Source organism: Collinsella sp. An2 (assembly GCF_002160065.1).
Classification (GTDB): domain Bacteria; phylum Actinomycetota; class Coriobacteriia; order Coriobacteriales; family Coriobacteriaceae; genus Limicola.
Map to the genome: position 1 here is coordinate 82,706 of NZ_NFJW01000004.1, position 18,862 is coordinate 101,567.

12 protein-coding genes, 1 pseudogene and 1 CRISPR repeat array are annotated in these 18,862 nt (G+C 59.2%); all 13 genes and pseudogenes read left to right on the plus strand.

Translation table 11 applies throughout. The annotated features are described in order from the left end of the window. Positions 1-56: 56 nt before the first annotated feature. The 13 genes and pseudogenes from cas3 to B5F33_RS04200 all read left to right on the plus strand — a co-directional run bounded on the left by cas3 (position 57) and on the right by B5F33_RS04200 (position 18,830). A complete protein-coding gene (gene cas3, locus B5F33_RS04140; RefSeq protein WP_158095307.1) occupies positions 57-2,393 on the plus strand; it encodes a CRISPR-associated helicase Cas3' in 2,337 nt (778 codons plus the stop codon). Positions 2,394-2,424: 31 nt separating this feature from the next. Continuing rightward, a complete protein-coding gene (cas5c, locus tag B5F33_RS04145; protein ID WP_087410534.1) occupies positions 2,425-3,096 on the plus strand; it encodes a type I-C CRISPR-associated protein Cas5c in 672 nt (223 codons plus the stop codon). Further along, positions 3,093-4,874, plus strand: coding sequence for a type I-C CRISPR-associated protein Cas8c/Csd1 (cas8c, locus tag B5F33_RS04150; RefSeq protein ID WP_087410535.1), 1,782 nt, complete (start codon positions 3,093-3,095; stop codon positions 4,872-4,874). The genes cas5c and cas8c overlap by 4 nt, the downstream gene beginning before the upstream one ends. 2 nt (positions 4,875-4,876) lie before the next feature. After that, entirely contained in the window at positions 4,877-5,797 is a 921-nt protein-coding gene (cas7c, locus tag B5F33_RS04155; protein WP_087410536.1) for a type I-C CRISPR-associated protein Cas7/Csd2, read from the plus strand. An 8-nt stretch (positions 5,798-5,805) separates the two neighbouring features. Further along, positions 5,806-6,435 carry a CRISPR-associated protein Cas4 gene (gene cas4, locus B5F33_RS04160; protein WP_087410537.1) on the plus strand — a complete coding sequence of 210 codons (630 nt, stop codon included), beginning with the start codon at positions 5,806-5,808 and terminating at the stop codon, positions 6,433-6,435. Then, positions 6,432-7,454, plus strand: coding sequence for a type I-C CRISPR-associated endonuclease Cas1c (cas1c, locus tag B5F33_RS04165; protein WP_087410538.1), 1,023 nt, complete (start codon positions 6,432-6,434; stop codon positions 7,452-7,454). The genes cas4 and cas1c overlap by 4 nt, the downstream gene beginning before the upstream one ends. A 2-nt stretch (positions 7,455-7,456) precedes the next feature. Beyond that, complete coding sequence (gene cas2, locus B5F33_RS04170; RefSeq protein ID WP_087410539.1) at positions 7,457-7,747, plus strand: CRISPR-associated endonuclease Cas2; 291 nt, start codon at positions 7,457-7,459, stop codon at positions 7,745-7,747. Between the two features lie 171 nt (positions 7,748-7,918). After that, a CRISPR array of direct repeats spans positions 7,919-10,612; the repeat unit is 32 nt; unit sequence GTCGCGCCCCTCGCGGGCGCGTGGGTTGAAAC. Between the two features lie 739 nt (positions 10,613-11,351). After that, the gene (locus B5F33_RS04175) at positions 11,352-12,785 is read left to right on the plus strand and encodes a sodium:alanine symporter family protein (protein ID WP_204214396.1); all 1,434 of its coding nucleotides are present in this window, start codon (positions 11,352-11,354) and stop codon (positions 12,783-12,785) included. Between the two features lie 422 nt (positions 12,786-13,207). After that, the gene (locus tag B5F33_RS04180; RefSeq protein ID WP_087410540.1) at positions 13,208-14,353 is read left to right on the plus strand and encodes an SLC13 family permease; all 1,146 of its coding nucleotides are present in this window, start codon (positions 13,208-13,210) and stop codon (positions 14,351-14,353) included. 103 nt (positions 14,354-14,456) lie between these two features. Continuing rightward, positions 14,457-16,616 (plus strand): Tex family protein, encoded by a 2,160-nt coding sequence (locus B5F33_RS04185; RefSeq protein ID WP_087410541.1) that lies wholly within the window; start codon positions 14,457-14,459, stop codon positions 16,614-16,616. 97 nt (positions 16,617-16,713) lie between these two features. Further along, positions 16,714-17,043 (plus strand): annotated as a pseudogene (locus B5F33_RS04190) (peptide chain release factor-like protein); the annotation flags it as partial. A gap of 141 nt (positions 17,044-17,184) precedes the next feature. Next, on the plus strand, positions 17,185-18,138 hold the full coding sequence (locus tag B5F33_RS04195; RefSeq protein ID WP_087410543.1) for a tRNA-dihydrouridine synthase family protein: 954 nt from the start codon (positions 17,185-17,187) through the stop codon (positions 18,136-18,138). A 74-nt stretch (positions 18,139-18,212) separates the two neighbouring features. Next, positions 18,213-18,830 (plus strand): SOS response-associated peptidase family protein, encoded by a 618-nt coding sequence (locus B5F33_RS04200; protein WP_087410544.1) that lies wholly within the window; start codon positions 18,213-18,215, stop codon positions 18,828-18,830. Positions 18,831-18,862 lie beyond the last annotated feature (32 nt).

An 18,862-nucleotide genomic window follows, 5' to 3' on the forward strand; every position in this document is an offset into this window, starting at 1 on the left:
AAGCAACTCCTTAAGACATGAAGCCTAAGGTTCCTTATCTACGATGGAGGTGCTCAATGCGTTGGTATGCGCATTCGCCCAGTGAAGAACGTCCAGGCTACTGGCAAAACCTCGACTCGCATTTATTGAATGTTGCGGCGTTGGCCAAGGGCTTCTCCGACAAATTTGGTTTCTCCGTTTGGGGCGATGTGCTGGGGAGATTACATGACATTGGAAAAGCGACCGCTGCATTTCAGGAGCGGCTTGCAGGGTCTCGGCAGCATGTTGACCACGCAACGCCGGGTGCCCTCTTTGCGTATGCCTCGTTCCAAACGCCTCAAGATAAAATTGCTGCAGCCATTCTTGCATATGCAATCGCTGGACACCATGGAGGTATGCCCAACGGGCTGGCAAAAGGCCCATTTGCACAGAGAGTGCCGCTTACTAATCGGTTCAAGGCATATGACGACAGCGACCTCGCGTGGGTTAATGCGCGACTCGGAGAGCTTGGCATTGCGCTCCCCGGCGTAAAGGATCTTGAACCGTTGCCGTTTCTTTGCAGAATGCCACAGTCTGCCCAGGATGATAAGGCGTTTCGGGACAGTGCAGTCTTCTCCCTTTCGCTGCTGTGCCGCATGCTCTATTCCTGCCTCGTGGATGCCGACTACTTAGACACAGAGGCATTCATGATGCCTTCGAGAGCGAACGTTCGAGCTTCGAGCCGACCTCTGGCTCTGCGGGAGCTGTCCGATCGTTTAGACCATTATCTAGATGCGCTTACGGCGAGCGCTTCTCCTTCAGCAGTGAATGATGCCCGGGCAAGCATACTCGGGTCCTGCCGCGTGGCGGCTGATAATAAACCGGGGGTCTTTACGCTTACTGTACCGACCGGCGGTGGAAAAACGCTGTCAAGTCTTTCGTTCGCGCTCCGCCACGCCATCGCGCACGGGATGGAGCGTGTTATCTACGCTATTCCGTATACGTCAATCGTTGAGCAGACGGCGCAGGTATTTCGGAATGTACTCGGTGCGGAAAATGTGTTAGAGCATCATTCGAATTACGATTTTGAAGAGGATGCCGAACGCGGCGAAATCTCTCGTCTGCTAACGCAAAACTGGAATGCACCAATCGTGGTAACAACCAATGTTCAGCTCTTTGAGTCGCTATTCTCAAATCGCCCCGGCAAGTGCCGCAAAGTCCACAATATCGCGCGAAGTGTCGTTGTGCTCGACGAGGCACAAACACTTCCCGACGGTCTGTTGAAACCGACGTTGGCCATGATTGAAGACCTTTGTCTTGATTTTGGCGCGAGCGTTGTGCTGTGTACGGCGACGCAGCCGGCGCTCGCGGGCTTGTGGCCGTTTGGAACAGAAGCGCGCGAGATTGTCACAAACAGAAATGGATTCGACAGAGCGTTTGGTGGTCGCACGCAATTTGTCTGGGAGACGGAAATCGATGAACAGGATCTTGCGTCGCGACTCGTGGATGAGCGCGCGGTACTTTGCATCGTGGGCACCAAATCGAAGGCGAAGTCGATTTACGAGAATGTGAAAAGCCTGATTGGGGTTGCCGAAGATCAAGCTGAATGCAATGGCTGTTGCGACTTTGGCCTGTTTCACCTGAGCGCAAACATGACGCCGCTGCATCGTTCTCGCGTGTTGGAGAAGATTCGCGCCCGCCTGACAGCCGGCGAGCGCTGTATCGTGGTATCGACGCAGCTGATCGAGGCTGGCGTTGATATCGATTTTCCGAGCGTTTATCGCGAGCTTGCCGGCATTGACTCTCTGTTCCAAGCCGCCGGACGTTGCAACCGCGAAGGCACACGAGCGCAAGGCGAGGTGCACGTATTTGAGCTCTTAAGCGATCGCGAAAAGCCGACACCGCACACTTGGCTCGAGCGCATGAAGAGCATAGCGCGCGCTCTGATTGAGCGTAACGGCGGTGTGATAGACGACGAGCTCGTTCCCGCGTTCTTCAGGCAGCGTTACGAAACAGATGGCGACGGCCTCGATGGGAAGGGTATCTTTCGCGAGTTGACGGATAGGGGGCTGATAGAAAGTGAACTGAAAACGCTTCAGTTGGAGTCGGTGGCAAACGAGTACCGGATTATCGAGGACGACACCACGCCCGTATTCGTTCCTTGGGGTGAGGACGGCGCGAAAATGCTGTGCGATTTGCAGCGCCGGATTGAGCACGGCGTTGAGCCTGCCGCGCTAGTCATGAGAATGCAGCGCAGCAGTGTTTCTGTTCGCGGCTATCTTTATGAGAAGCTGAAGGAAGCGGGCGCCATCGACGACGAGTCGTATCAACCGCTTGCCGTTTTACAGCCCGACGTCGGGGGCAACCGGTATTACAGTGATGAGGTCGGACTGTTGCTGCCCGGCGAGGAAGAGCTGAACGACTTGATTGTCTGACGAATTGCGTCCAACTTGAAAAGAGGTTGGGATGGGGTTTGGAATCAGGGTTCTTGTCAGCGGTGAACGCGCGTGTTTTACCCGTCCGGAAATGAAGGCGGAGCGCGTGAGCTATGATGTGATAACGCCATCCGCGGCACGAGGCATTCTCGAGGCGGTGTATTGGAAACCGGCGATACGCTGGCATATCGATGCGATCGACGTACTGAACGAGATTCGCTTCGATACGTTCAGGCGCAACGAGCTGGAAGGCAAGCTGAGTTATCGAGATGCCAAGGCTGCGGCAGACAAAGATGCTCCATTGTCGATTGTCGCTTCAGCTAATCGTCAGCAGCGCGCAACGATGTACCTCAAGCATGTTGCCTATGTCATCACTGCGCACTTCTCGTTAACCGATAAGGCGGGAGCGGACGATACGCCCGAGAAGCACTACAACATTGTGTTGCGGAGGTTGCGCAAGGGCCAACACTTTAATCAGCCCGTTCTGGGTTGTCGAGAGTTCCCCGCCACGGTATCTCTCCTTGAAAAAGATGATGAAGCACCCCGTTCATATTACGCAGACGTTGACGAGCGCGACTTGGGATTCGTGCTCTATGACTTGGATTTCTCTAATCCGGAGTCACCTCAACCGCTGTTCTATCGCGCGGTTATGCGGCGCGGCCACATTGATGTCGCAGGGGCTGCGAGTGGGGTGGTTTCATGATTCTGCGGGAGTTGAGTAATTTATACAGCCGGTTGACTGCAGATCCAGATTCAGGTGTCCCACCGTTGGGTTGGAGCAGCGAAAAGGTTTCTTTTGGCATCATGCTCGCCGAAGATGGTCGCGTTCAGTCGGTCGTTCCCTATAACTCTGGGACGGATAAGAACGCTTCAAATTACCGAACAATGAATGTACCGGAACATGCGGGTCGGTCTGGCAAGAACCCCGCGCCGTACTTTCTGTGCGATACGGCTAAATATTTTTTCGCCATGGATGAAAAGAGCGGCGATTGCAGGTTTGCCGACTCCCGTGAGCTACATGAGACCGTACTGGCGCAGTGCGAAAGTGCGGCAGCTCGGGCGGTTTTGTCGTTTTTCGCCCGCGGTCCTCATCCAGAAGAGTTGCGTGAGGCGGATCGCGACGCCCTTGGTAAGGGCGGGTTCGTGGTATTTTGCCTGGCCGATACGGCTAAGCCGGTAAGCGACGACCCCTTGGTTAGGGATGCCTGGTCGACTTATCGTGCGGCGGCACATACAGACGATGTTGTGGGGTTTTGCTCGGTGACGGGCAAACGAACCCAGCTTGCGAGGTTGTTTCCTCAGGTAACGGGATTGCCGGGCGCACAGTCTTCAGGCGCATCGCTCGTTTCCTTCAATTTCCCCTCTTCAGAGTCATACGGCAAAAAGCAGGCATTCAATGCCTCGATATCCAAAGATGTGGCCCAAGCCGCCGGCTCTGCGCTGAAATATCTCTGCGCGCGGAAGGAACGTCGCATTTCTCTTGGAGACACCTTCATCGTTTATTGGGCAGATCGTTCAGCCCCGCTCGAGGATTCATTTGCGTTTTCATTTTTGCTTGGCATGCCAAAAGGCGAAGACGAGGAAACCCTCCATCTCATCCAAAACGCATTTGAGCGCCTGCGCAGGGGACTTCCCATCGAGGGGGCTGTCGATACGAACGTTTCTTACTGCGTGCTCGGTATCGCGCCGAATAACGCACGTCTTGCCGTGCGTTTCTTTGAACAAAACAGCTTGGGAGAACTGGCTGAGCATTTCTCGTGGTACCTCCGTGATATCGATATGGCGGGGGTACGCCCCGCATCTCTTCAGCAGCTGCTGAGTCAGACGGCGCCACAGGGGGATGCAGACAAGATTCCAAGCACAATTTTGCATGCGGCATTTGAGGCAATGGTCAAAGGAACGATGTTCCCGGTTGCGTTGCGCCAACTCGTTCTCGAGCGCATGCATGTCGATCAGGGAAGTAATAACAAATGGGATCTTGGCCAGAGAGCGGCGTTGCTCAAGGCGTATATGGTTCGCAAATGGAGGAAACGGGGTTACATACCGAGTAACGAGGAGAGGATTGACGTGTCGCTGAATCGAGAAAACTCCAATGAGGGGTATCTGCTTGGCAGAATGTTTGCCGTGATGGCACGTGCTCAGCGTGCTGCCGTTGGCGAAACCAACTCAACGATTGTCGAGCGTTATATCGGGTCGCTGTCGACAACTCCGAACAGGGTGTTCCAAACTCTTATGCGAGGGTTCCACACGCACCTTTCGACTCTGAAGAAAAAGATGCCCGGGCTTGCGGTGAGCCTCTCTAAGGAGATGGATGAGATCGTGGGCAAGATGCCGGGCGATGGACTTGTTCCCAAGGCGCTTTCGTCGGACGATCAGTGCGAGTTTTTCATCGGCTATCACCAGGAGCGAGAGGATCTCTGGTCGAATCACCGTACGGTGGATAGCGAGAAATTGACCAATACCGAGGATGTTGAGGAGTAGCCATGTCTGAGCCTATTACCAACCGTTACGACTTCGTGTTTTTCTGCGATGTGAAGAACGGTAATCCGAATGGCGACCCTGACGCGGGCAATCTTCCGCGCATCGACCCCGAGACGGGGCATGGCATCATTTCGGATGTTTGCATCAAGCGCAAGATTCGCAACTACGTCGACCTTGTCAAAGCGGACGACTATGATAGCCCCGATGTTGAAGAGGGCGCTTTGGGCTACAAGATCTACGTTCAGGAGGGCGCGGTTCTGAATCAGCGCAACGAAAGGGCGTATGTTCACTACAAGCTTAAGCCCGAGAAGGCGAAGCTTCCCAAAAAGATCGAGGACCAGCGCCGGGTTACTAAGTTCATGTGCGACAACTTCTTTGACGTGCGCACGTTTGGCGCTGTGATGACGACGGGTGTGAACTGCGGTCAGGTGCGCGGGCCTGTGCAGCTCTGCTTTGGTGAGTCGATCGATCCGGTTACGCCGCTTGAAATGAGCATCACGCGCATGGCGGCGACCGAGGCGAGCGAAGGCAAGGACAATAAGACCATGGGACGCAAGCAGTACATCCCCTATGGCTTGTATCGTGTCGAGGGCTTTGTCTCTGCTCCTTATGCACAGAAGACCGGCTTCTGCGAAGAAGATCTCAAACTGCTCTGGGAAGCTTTCATGAATATGTTCGAGAATGATCGAAGCACCGCACGTGGCCTTATGACTTCGCGCAAGCTTATTGTTTTCAAGCACGAGAGCAAGCTGGGAAACGCGCCTGCTGAACGTCTGTTCAGCCTTGTGAAGGTCGAGCGTACCATTCCGGATGGACAAGAGGCACGCTCGTATGAGGACTACAGAGTGCTTCTAGATGAGAACGAGTTGCCTGTGGGGGTAAGTGTCGAGCTCTATGACGCGATTGTGCCATCGGCTCTGTAGAGTGCAAGATGTATACGGATTCCGAGCTCCTTGCATTGTCGGGCTTGCAGCATATCGCGTATTGCGAGCGACAGTGGGCTTTAATCCATATCGAGCAGATATGGTCCGATAGTGGGGATACGGCACGCGGCAACGCATTCCATACCAGGGTGGACATCCCCGGCTATTCCGGTACTCACGGTGTGCGAGCTGAACGGAGTCCGAGGCTGGTCAGCTATCGGTTGGGTATCGCCGGAGTTGCGGATATCGTTGAGTATCGCGTGGGCGATAGCTTCTCGGTTATGCCCGTTGAGTATAAGGTCGGCAAGCCGAAGGTGGAGGATTGGGACCGTCTGCAAGTGGCGGCGCAGGCCATGTGCCTTGAGGAAATGGAGGGCGTTATTGTAAAACAGGGAGCCCTCTTTTATGGCGAGACGCGGCGTCGCGAGGTCATAGAGATCGACAAGGCGCTGCGCACCCGCGTCGAGGTTTTGAGCGGGCGCATGCACGAGTTGGCTGCGTCGGGAATGACCCCGCAAGCAGTGCGGTCCTCCAAATGTCGGCGTTGCTCGCTAAAAGACGATTGCCTGCCGGCTGCAGCCGAGAATAGCGCATCCACATACTGGCACGATGTCGGCGGGGTGGAGGACTGGGTATGAAACGTCTTCTCAACACGCTTTATGTGACAAATCCTGATGCGGTCGTGCGCAAGCGGGACGACGCCATATCTGTCGAGCTTGATGGTAAGAGGGTGATGAGCATTCCCTTTCATGTGCTCGACGGGATTGTTTTATTCGGTCACGTCGGATGCACGATGGCAACACTTGCAGCGTGTGCCGAGAAGGGCTTGTCGGTTGTTCTGCTCGATGAAAGAGGTCGTTTTAAAGCGCGCGTCGAGGGGTCCGTTTCGGGGAACGTTTTGCTTCGCAGGGAACAATACCGCCGCGCTGCGAGCGAGCTAGAGGCCCTGGCGTTAGCCAAACGCTTTGTAGTGGGTAAGGTTCGCAACACGAATACGGTGTTGCGTCATTATACGCGCGATCATCCGGAGGTCGCCGATGACGTTGCCGCTACAGTGCGCGCGCTTGACGAAGCTGCGGTGAACGCAGCTTCGTGTCCGTCCCTGGATGAGCTGCGCGGCATTGAGGGAAACGCCGCACACTCCTATTTTTCGATATTTCCCTACTTGCTGCGAGGGGCGGAACCAATCGTTTTTGATGGGAGGACAAGGAGACCGCCGCGCGATCCTGTTAACGCGACGTTGTCGTTTTTCTATACGTTGCTTGCGCGCGATGTGGCGACCGCATGCGAAGCGGTTGGGCTTGATCCGCAAATGGGCTATTTACATTCATGCCGTCCAGGTCGTATGAGTCTTGCACTGGATCTCATGGAGGAGCTCAGGGCACCTGTCGTTGACCGTTTTACGCTTTCATTGTTCAATCGAAAGCAGCTTGCGGCGGAGGATTTTAAGACTGATACGAGCGGTGGCGTCTTCTTCAAAGAGCATGGTCTCAAGCGGGCTCTCGAGGCTTGGCAGAAAAAGAAGCAAGAAACGTTCACGCATCCGTTTCTAAAAGAGCGCATGCCGCTGGGGTTGCTCCCTTTTATTCAGGCGCAGCTTCTATCTCGATATTTCCGCGGAGATCTTGACGATTATCCAGCGTGTATTTGGAGATAGCCATGTATGTTCTTGTCACGTATGACGTAGCGGGATTGGATAAAGGCGGAGCCCGGCGCTTGAGGCGCGTTTCAAAACTCTGCTGCCAGTACGGGCAGCGGGTTCAGTATTCGGTGTTTGAGTGCTTGCTGGAGCCGGCTCAGTTTGTCGAATTGAAGGGTCAGCTTCTGAAGGCTATCGACCCGTTGCAGGATAGCATTCGGTTCTACAATTTAGGAAAGAATCGAAACGCACGCGTCGAAGAATACGGTGCAAAGAAGTCGTATGACCCAGAGGGATTCTTATTCATATAGGAGCGTTTTTACTTGCGCGAACCTCAAGCTGTGGCGCGGAGTGGTGAGGTTCGCGCAAGAGTCCTTAGCTTTCTGAGTGTATATTGAGCTTGATTGACGGACTTCTTTGTGGCTGTGTATTTGAAACGAATAAAATGAATAGGGATATTCAGTTTTCTGACTGAATTGACAGTCGCGCCCCTCGCGGGCGCGTGGGTTGAAACTGAGAACACGAGAGGCTCCCATCCTATCGATCCGTCGCGCCCCTCGCGGGCGCGTGGGTTGAAACGCCAGCTGCGGGCCGTTCATCGGCTTGCGCCGCTGTCGCGCCCCTCGCGGGCGCGTGGGTTGAAACAACGCGCTCAAGGCGCGCGTCGCCGCCGAGATGTCGTCGCGCCCCTCGCGGGCGCGTGGGTTGAAACCGTCTTGGAGGTGGCCTGGGAGATGCCGAGGAGAGTCGCGCCCCTCGCGGGCGCGTGGGTTGAAACGGGTCGGCCATGTCGACCGTGGCGCAGGGAACCGTGTCGCGCCCCTCGCGGGCGCGTGGGTTGAAACCGGTGTTCGCTCCGTAGCGCGGAATCCACACCCAGGTCGCGCCCCTCGCGGGCGCGTGGGTTGAAACGCGATTACGCGGTCGGCGTCTGCGTGCTGGCTCTGGTCGCGCCCCTCGCGGGCGCGTGGGTTGAAACGAGATGGCGGCCGACGGCGCGCGGAAGAGCGACATGTCGCGCCCCTCGCGGGCGCGTGGGTTGAAACGAGAGGGCGGCGACGAACGTGTCTAAATTCAGGAGTCGCGCCCCTCGCGGGCGCGTGGGTTGAAACTGCAACGTGGGGAACGTGGTGCAGCAGGGCTTCGTCGCGCCCCTCGCGGGCGCGTGGGTTGAAACTCGATGGAATCGCGGCAAAGATGAACGGCACGTACGTCGCGCCCCTCGCGGGCGCGTGGGTTGAAACATCTATTATTGTTCCGCTTATCACCAATCACCCAAGTCGCGCCCCTCGCGGGCGCGTGGGTTGAAACTACATCGGTTACAAGAACTATGACGTGGTGGAGGGTCGCGCCCCTCGCGGGCGCGTGGGTTGAAACCCAGAGCAGAAAGGTGAAATTGATTATCGCATGTGGCGTCGCGCCCCTCGCGGGCGCGTGGGTTGAAACCTGGACCTTCCCCTCGACGTCCAGACCAGCGCCGTCGCGCCCCTCGCGGGCGCGTGGGTTGAAACAACAACGGTAGCGCCCCGTCTGTGGCGGACATCGCGGTCGCGCCCCTCGCGGGCGCGTGGGTTGAAACGGGACGCCAGCCGATGCGTTCCAGATCACTAAGGGCGTCGCGCCCCTCGCGGGCGCGTGGGTTGAAACGATAGCTCCCCGGTTGAGGGGGTGACATTGCCAGGTCGCGCCCCTCGCGGGCGCGTGGGTTGAAACTATATGAATAACCTCTATGGCAAGTATGGGACCAAGTCGCGCCCCTCGCGGGCGCGTGGGTTGAAACAGCAACCCACCGTTTGATGATGTGTATGCTGAACGTCGCGCCCCTCGCGGGCGCGTGGGTTGAAACAACATGGACCGCGCTGAGTTCGTGGCCGGCGTGGTGTCGCGCCCCTCGCGGGCGCGTGGGTTGAAACAAGATTGTTAATCGCGCTCATGCTCGGGACGGTTGGTCGCGCCCCTCGCGGGCGCGTGGGTTGAAACGGTTCGATGAAGTAGTCGTTAAGGTCGGCAAACTTGTCGCGCCCCTCGCGGGCGCGTGGGTTGAAACTTAGGTTTGCATTGCATAACACGCCCGTTGAGCCGGTCGCGCCCCTCGCGGGCGCGTGGGTTGAAACACGAGCGTCGGCACGGTCCCCGGCATCTCGGGCGTCGCGCCCCTCGCGGGCGCGTGGGTTGAAACTGATTGGTAGTCAGGGCCATAGGTCACTCCTTACGTCGCGCCCCTCGCGGGCGCGTGGGTTGAAACGGTTGTGTGTGTCCTTATTCGTACGTCCACTCGCGTCGCGCCCCTCGCGGGCGCGTGGGTTGAAACAAGGTAGGGCTTGCGCTCGTCCGTGTGGTCCTTGTCGCGCCCCTCGCGGGCGCGTGGGTTGAAACCGCGTCGCTGCGTCCGTGCTCGTTGGTGGTGATGATGTCGCGCCCCTCGCGGGCGCGTGGGTTGAAACACAAGCTCTGAGGACGAGGACGACGTATATAACAGTCGCGCCCCTCGCGGGCGCGTGGGTTGAAACTTTTGCGGGACTGTCTACACAGGCGCAATCTATAGGTCGCGCCCCTCGCGGGCGCGTGGGTTGAAACCAGTAGTCCGTGACACGCTTGCGTGCACCCGGCTGGTCGCGCCCCTCGCGGGCGCGTGGGTTGAAACTACATCGGTTACAAGAACTATGACCTGGTGGAGGTGTCGCGCCCCTCGCGGGCGCGTGGGTTGAAACTTGACGTTTGCGCCCTGCCGCTCTACCGCATCAAGTCGCGCCCCTCGCGGGCGCGTGGGTTGAAACATGTTCAGGCCGGTCCGGCTGCTCGTCTGGTGCTCGTCGCGCCCCTTGCGGGCGCGTGGGTTGAAACCAGGCGTGTCAGGCTCAGAGCGCGACCAGGCGATGTCGCGCCCCTCGCGGGCGCGTGGGTTGAAACAACTTACCACCACCGCCGCCCAGACGCTCGCGCGTCGCGCCCCTCGCGGGCGCGTGGGTTGAAACGACGTGGCCTGGCTGATTCCCAGGAGCGCGCCGAGTCGCGCCCCTCGCGGGCGCGTGGGTTGAAACGGAAGGAAGCGAGGTGGACGTATCGACGGAACCCTTGTCGCGCCCCTCGCGGGCGCGTGGGTTAAAACGTGATTTGCAAGGCCACGGAGGGTACGAGAATCGTGTCGTGCTCCTCGCGAGCTCGTGGACTGAAACTTCAGCGTGTTGTGGTGCGGCGTGCTGCGCTTCGGTCGCGTCTCTCGCAGACGTGTGGGGCTGAAGCATGGGCGGGGCAGAGGAGAATGTGCTTGAGGATGAGTGCAAGCGAAAGAAGCGGGAAGTTCGCTGGCTATTTTGAGACGGCGATAGACTTTCTTAGATTAAGCTCACGAAGCGTGAGAGGTGCCAGGCATCTGATTTGTTGCGGTATGGTCTCTCAGCTTTTGTAGCAGATTCCAAGATTGAAGCGCCTTCTCCTCGGCTACGCCACCTTGCCGAAGGCTCGCCAGGTACGCTCGGCGGCCGTGCTGGGCCTGTGGAGAACACCCCCCCGCCCTCGGGCTCCTTCATCGTCTCAATGTTCCTTCTCCGGTGCTGTTGTGCTTTGTTGGCCGCTGGTCTTCCGGAGCGGAAGTGAGGACGCACGAGTTCCGCGTATTGCTAGGGAGAATAAAGGTCTACGATGATATGGACCCATCCTGATGGCAGCCAAAGAACGTTGTAGCGCTCGATATGCGTGGCTGCAAGAGCCTTATCGAGAACACGCATGCCAGGGACAATGCCGACATCACGGATAAGCTGCCTTGCGAACACACACGTCCTAGAGGACGCTGGCCGCGGACGAAACCGCCTGGATATCGGACGTTCATTCCCTCGAAACATAGAGTCTGTATATTCACATCTCACGGCTGGTTTATGCATTCAGTTGTCGAGGGGTCTGTTGAGGAAGCCGCCTATGTTCGAGTTCATCATGTCCGTCATCGCTGCATTGAATAACAACGTGCTGTGGGGCCTACCCATGGTCGTGCTGATGATTGGCACGGGTATATTCCTGCTCATCATCACCAAGGGTGTTATCTTTACGCGCTTCAATGTAGTGATGCGCTACACCACCAAGACGCTCTTCCACCGTCCTAGCAAGGACGAGCTGGAGCACGGCGCCATCTCGCCCTTCCAGGCGGTATGCACGGCGCTTGCGGCTACACTCGGTACGGGCAACATCGTGGGCGTGGCGCTCGCCGTGGCAACAGGCGGCCCCGGAGCGATCTTCTGGCTGTGGCTGAGCGCGCTTGCGGGCATGGTCATTAAGTTCTGCGAGGTCACCTTGTCGGTGGCCTATCGCACCCGCAACGAGCGCGGCGAGATCGTCGGCGGCCCCATGTACTACATCTCCCGCGGCCTGGGAACTAAGTGGCTCGCGGTGCTTTTTGCCATCTTTGGTTTCCTGGCATCGTTCGGCATCGGTGCGAGCGTGCAGGCCAACTCGCTTGCCGGCAGCGTGAACGCGACGTTTGGCGTGCCGCTGCCCGTCATTGGCATCGTCGTGGCGCTGCTTGCCGGACTCGTCCTCATCGGTGGCATCAAGCGCATCTCGCACCTCACGGAGGTCCTCGTGCCTTTCGCGGCGGTGTTCTATCTCCTTGCTGCGTTCATCGTGCTCATCATGAACGCGGGCGCCGTCCCGGAGGCCTTCGCCATGATCTTCCGCGACGCCTTTACGGGCACGGCTGCCGTGGGTGGCTTCGCGGGCGCTACGGTGATGTATGCCTGCCGCGTCGGCATGTCGCGCGGCGTGTTCACGCACGAGGCGGGCATGGGCTCGGCTCCCATCGCGCACGCTTCGGCCGACACCGACCATCCCGCTCGCCAGGGTCTGTGGGGCTCGATCGAGGTGTTCTTCGACAGCATCGTCATGTGCACCATCACAGGGCTGGTGATCATCACCTCGGGCTTGTGGTGCGCCGACCCCATGATGTCCGAGGGCGCCATGAGCTCAGCGGCGTTTGGGCAGAGTATCCCCGGCGGCCAGTACGTGGTGACGGTGGGGCTCATGCTCTTCGCCTACGCGACGCTCATCGCGTGGTATTACTACGGCGAGAAGTGTGTGGAGTATCTCTTCCGCCGCGTGCCTAAGGCCGGGCGCGTCGCGATTCGCGTCTACCAGGTGGCCTATGTGGCCATGGTGTTCGCGGGCTGTGTGCTGAACCTCGACGTGGTGTGGGAGCTCGCCGACTGCTTTAACGGCCTCATGGCGATCCCGAACCTCATCGCGCTCATCGCGCTCTCGCCGGTGATCAAGCGCCTGGCGCAGGACTTCTTCCGCGACCCCGACCGCAGGCGCCCGCGCGACACGGACTACAGCAGCCTGCTGACGTTCCGGGATAAGTAATTGGAAGCAGGGGGCGTGCCGCCGCGACCAGAATTGGCGGTCCGCGCGCCCCATGCTTCTGCCCGCTCCCCCATATCTGCGTTGATTAGGGGATATCCCACCCTTTCGTCTACTGTTTAGGGGGTCATTAGACCTCCTTCGGAAACTCGTTTCGGTTTTATGTTGTTAAACATGGATTCGGCGAGTAGACCATGATTTCGGTCTGCTGTGACCTGCGCTTTTGTTGAGCAAAATAGTCGTCTACTTGCGTCATCGCGATCTAACTGCATAAAAACGAAACGAGTTTTGCTGACGTCGTGCGAAACGCTCCTAAAGACGGTTTTCGCCTTTTGAGTTACCCCAGACATGCCGTTGCATGTGCTCGAAGGCGGGGTTCTAGTATCATTCCCACGGTCTTCTATGCTGGAACGAGGGGAAAGCTCATGCTGCATACCGTCGATATCGCTGAGTTGGTGCGAAAAGATCCCGTGCTCGTGGTGGCGCTGGTTCTTGCGGCGTTGTCCTGCGTCGCGGTACCGCCCGATGCGGCGTACCTCGGTTATGTTGACCTGCGTACCATCGGCATGCTGTTTAGTCTCATGACCGTCATGGCGGGCCTCTCGCGGCTTGGTGTTTTCAGTGCGGCGTGTCGGCGGCTGCTGGCGATTGCGCGCGGCCCGCGCCGTCTCTGCTTAGCGCTCACCTTGCTCGCGTTCTTCTCGAGCATGTTGATCACCAACGATGTCGCGCTTGTCACGTTCGTGCCGCTTGCCTTGCTTGCGCTGCGCGCACTCGGGTCCGAGCGCCTCACGTGTTTTACCGTGGTCATGATGACTATTGCCGCCAACCTGGGCAGCATGTTTACGCCGGTGGGCAATCCGCAGAACCTTTATCTGTATTCCGCTTCTCAAATGGCGCTGCCCGATTTCTTGGCACTCATGGCCCCCTATACGCTTGGAGCGCTTGTGCTGCTTGCGCTCGCAGTTTTTCTGTGCGGGCGTACGCCAGACGCATCGTCCATCGAGAAAACCCGTCTTCAGAGCTCCGATGATGTGCGACTCTCGTGGTCGCGCGTTGCGATATGGGCGGTCGTCTTTGGCTGCGCGCTGCTCTCTGTTGCCCGAATCGTGCCGTTTGAGGTGACGGTTGTCGTGGCGGCAGCGATGGGCCTCATTGTTGATCGCGGCGCCCTTGCACATGTGGACTATGCCCTCCTGGCCACCTTCGTCGCGTTCTTTGTATTCGTGGGGAACATGGGGCGCATCGAAGCGGTGAACGCCTTCATCGCGCAGATGGTGAGCGGCCACGAACTTGCGGTTGCGGTTGGCGCAAGCCAGGTGCTTTCCAACGTGCCGGCCGCTATCCTGCTCTCAGGCTTTACGTCGAACTGGCCGGCGCTCATCGTGGGCACCAACCTGGGAGGTTTGGGTACGCTTATCGCTTCGATGGCGAGCCTCATCTCGTATAAGCAAATCGCCCTTGTGCTGCCGCGCGCCAAAGGCCGATATTTTACGCTGTTCACCATGTGGAACGTGCTGTTTTTGGCGGTGCTGCTTCTGCTTCACGCGACGTTGGGGATGCTGGGCTAATTGTTGCGAGTGTCCGGACGGGCGGGTATGCTAATCAATCCAACAAGCCCGTGCTCGGCACGAAGCTGACGTGAACCTACTCTGGAAAGCGGGGAGCAAACCGGTGGATATCATTGCGACTCTTGCGGCTGAGCTTGGTCTCAAGCCTGCTGCTGTCGAGGCTGCAGTCAAGCTGATCGATGAGGGCAACACCATTCCGTTTATCGCCCGATATCGCAAGGAGGCGACGGGCGGCATGGACGACGTGGCGCTCCGCTCGCTCGACGACCGCTTGACGTATCTGCGCAATCTTGAACAGCGCAAGGATGACGTCATTGCGCTCATCGACGCGCAGGGAAAGCTCACGCCCGAGCTCGAGGCCGAGATTCGCGCCGCCGTGCAGCTGCAACGCGTGGAGGACCTCTACAAGCCGTATCGCAAGAAGCGCATGACGCGTGCGCAGAAGGCTCGCGAGGCGGGTCTTGAGCCGCTTGCCAACATGATCATCATGCAGGTTGTGCCAAAGGGCGGCTCTCCGCTCACGGCGGCCAAGGAGTTTGTGACGCCCGAGGCCTCAGAGGCCGGCTTTGACACGCCCGATAAGGCGCTTGCCGGTGCGTCCGACATTGTGGCCGAGACGGTAGCGGAGGACGCCGAGAACGTGGCCGACCTGCGCGCGTTTACCGAGGGCGCAGGAGAGCTCGTCGTGGTGGCGACGGATGCGGACGAGAAGACGCCTTACGAGCCGTACTACGACTTCTCGGAGCCGGTTCGCAAGATTCCCAACCACCGCATTCTTGCAATCGATCGCGGCGAGCGCGAAGGAAAGCTGCGCGTGCGCGTAGGCGTAGACACAGATGCCGCTGTCGCGCGCCTGGGCTCGCGATGGCCGCGCCGACAGGGCCCGTTTGCGCCGGTGCTCGACGCCGCGATTGCCGATGGCTACAAGCGCCTTATGGCACCCTCGCTTGAACGTGAGGTGCGCGCAAAGCTTACGGTGCGCGCCCAAACCGACGCCATCAAGGTGTTCGCCAAGAACTTGGAGGGGCTGCTTTCGGCTCGCCCGGTGCGCGGAGCTCGCATAATCGCGCTTGACCCGGGCTATCGTACGGGCTGCAAGGTTGCTGTGCTCGACGAGACGGGCAAGCTGCTCGACCACGGGGTGGTCTATCCTACGCCTCCGCGCCGCGATGTGGCCGGAACGAAGCGCGAGCTTGCGCGTCTGACGAAGAAGTGCCAGATCAACACCATTGTGATCGGCAACGGTACGGCAAGCCGCGAGACGGAAGAGGTCGTCTCGGACTTCATTACCGAACAGGCGCCCGATCTGCGGTACACCATCGTGAACGAGGCCGGAGCGTCGGTCTATTCCGCGAGTAAACTTGCAAGCGAGGAGTATCCCGATCTTGACGTGACCACGCGCGGCGCCATGAGCCTGGGCCGTCGCTTGCAAGATCCCCTGGCCGAGCTCGTGAAGATTCCGCCTCAGTCCATCGGTGTGGGGCAGTACCAGCACGATCTGGACCAGGCGGAGCTTTCGCGCACGTTGGGACATGTGGTCGAGGACGTGGTGAACCGCGTCGGTGTAAACGTGAACACGGCGAGCGCGAGCCTGCTTGGCTACGTTTCGGGCATTACGTCGACCGTGGCGAAAAACATCGTGGCGTACCGCGAGGAGAACGGTCCCTTCAAGGACCGACGCGAGTTCAAGAAGGTTCCCAAGCTGGGCCCGAAGGCATTCGAGCAGTGTGCAGGCTTCCTGCGCATCTCGGGCGGCGTGAATCCGCTTGACGCGACAAGCGTGCATCCCGAGAGCTATGAGGTCGCACGCGGGGTGCTTGAGCGCGCCGGCGTGACCGCCAAAGACCTGGAGCGCGGCGGCATTCCGGACATCGAGAAACGCGTGGGCGGCGTGGCGACGCTTGCGGGGGACCTTGGCTGCGGCGTCCTTACGCTCATCGATATCATTGAGGAGCTCAAGAAGCCGGGACGCGACCCGCGTGACGACGCGCCCGAGGTGGTGTTCAGCCGTGCGGCGCTTTCCATCGATGACCTGCAGCCGGGCATGGAGCTCACCGGCACCGTGCGCAACGTGGTCGACTTCGGCGCGTTTGTAGACGTGGGCGTGCACCAAGACGGACTCGTCCACATCTCCAAGATGGCGAACCGGTTTGTGAAGCATCCGAGCGACGTTGTGACCGTGGGCGACACCGTGAAGGTGTGGGTCGAGAAGGTCGACCGCGAGCGCGGCAAGATCTCGCTTACCATGGTGCAGGGTAAGTAATCTGGCACCGCGTCTGAAACAGGGCGTGATGTGCGAGGATGCCCGTGGGAGGAGCGGCGGCATGAACTGGCGGGACTACGCGCGATATGCTCGGCAAAGCGTCGAGGAGCTTGCCCGTGACTGCGAGGTTCAGGTGTTCCGCGCAACGGGTCCGGGCGGACAGGGCGTGAACACCACGGACTCCGCAGTTCGTATGACGCACGTGCCCACGGGCATTACCGTGACATCGCGCGAGACCCGCAGCCAGTTTCGTAACAGACAGCTCTGCCTGCAAAAGATTCTGCAGGTCATAAAGCGCCGGGCCCAGCCGCCTCGCCCTCGCAAGAAGACACGCGTGCCCAGAGCATCGCGCGAGCGGCGTCTTGCCGACAAGCATCGTCGCTCGGAGATCAAGCGCAGGCGCAGGTCTACGGGGGATGACTGGTAGGCGATGATCGAGCGAACGGCGGCTGCGGGCGCGGGACCGCGTGTGGCGGTGACCGAGCGCGCCGACGTCGCCAGCGTCCGACGCGGTGCGCGAGTGATGCTGTCCGTGCGGTTAAGGTATCGGGGATTGAAAGGGATGAGAATGATTCTCTCGTTGGCTCCTATGGAGGGGATCACGGGACACGTGTTTCGTCGAGTCCATGCGGAATGCTTCGGCAAGCTCGACCGCTACTACACACCGTTTCTCACCCCGCCGCACGTGGGGTCTGCGTTTGGCGGCCGTGCCCGCAAAGAGATTGACCCTGCGCATAACGAGGGCCTCGACGTGGTGCCGCAGCTCCTTACAAAGAATGCCGACGAGTTTGTGTGGGCGGCTCAGCTGCTTGCCGACATGGGCTATACAGAGGTGAACCTGAACCTCGGATGCCCTTCGGGGACGGTCGTCGCCAAGGGGAGGGGATCGGGCTTTTTGCGTACCCCGGACGAGCTCGAGGCATTTCTCCAGGACATATGCGCTCGGTCGTGTCTTCCGGTATCCGTGAAGACTAGGATCGGGGTTGTGGACGATTCTGAATACGAGCGAATCCTGGAGCTGTATTGCCGCTGCCCGCTCAAGGAGCTGATTGTTCATCCGCGCGTGCAAAAGGATCGCTATCAGGGCACGCCGCGGTGGCAGGCGTATGGTGAGACGCTCAGCCGGGCATCGTTCCCTGTGGCGTACAACGGCGACATCTTTGGGGTCGACGACATGGAAGCCCTGCTCAAGGCGTATCCCGAGACTCGACATGTCATGCTGGGGCGAGGACTTCTGACCAACCCCGCACTCGCCTGCATGGTGAAGGGCGGGCCTGCGGCAACCGTTCGCGAGCTCCAGCAGTTCCACGACAAGCTGTTCTGCGCCTATGAGGAAGAGATCGGTGGGAATGCCGTCTTTCGCATGAAAGAGTGGTGGTTCTACGCCCAGTTTGCCTTTGTCGATCCGCTTGCAGTGCATCGGGCGGTGCGAAAGGCGCGCAAGGTGGGGGAGTACAAAGATGCCGTGGGTCGCATCTTTAGCTTTGTGCCCCTTGCAAAGGTTGCCCGGTTTCAGGGGTAGCGGCTCCATGGCGGCGGCGCTGGCGTTGGTTGCCGGCGAACGCATCGGCGGACGAGCGGATTCGAGGTGAGACCATGTGTATGCGGATGTGTGCGTTGACGCATGAAGAGGCGCAGGGCGTGCTTGACGCGCGAGCTCATGCGGGCGCCCATGCGCTTACGGAGGTCGAGAATTTCGCCGACGTGCAGGATGCCTACCCTGGGTCGACGGTTGCGGCATACGTGCGTGCGGATGGTGGGGCTCTTACGACGATTGACGTAACCTGGGGCTTTCCTATGAAGGATAAGCCGCACGCCGTGTTCAATACGAGGCTTGAGACCGCGCTGAGCCAGGCGCGCGAAGGCCGGGGTATGTGGAGTTCGGCCATATTGGGCGGCCGCTGCCTGGTGCCGGTGCGCGCGTTTTACGAGACCCACGGTACCGAGCGCGTGAAAAGCGAGCGCACGGGCAAGATGGTGCGTCGGCAGTATCGGTTTCGTTTGCCGGGCGTGCGGGCGTTTTTGCTTGCGGGCGTCTGTGAGGACGGTTGTCTTTCAATCGTCACCGTTGAGCCCAACGCTGCGGTGGCTCCGGTGCACAATCGTATGCCGCTTGTGTTGGGCCCGGGCGAGTCAAGCGTTTGGCTCGGTCCGGATTTCGCGAGCTTGGCCGATCGAAGCGGGGTCAACTTGCGGGCGGAGCCTGAGCGGTAAGAGCTCGTTGCTTCTGCGTGATGAAGAAGGGC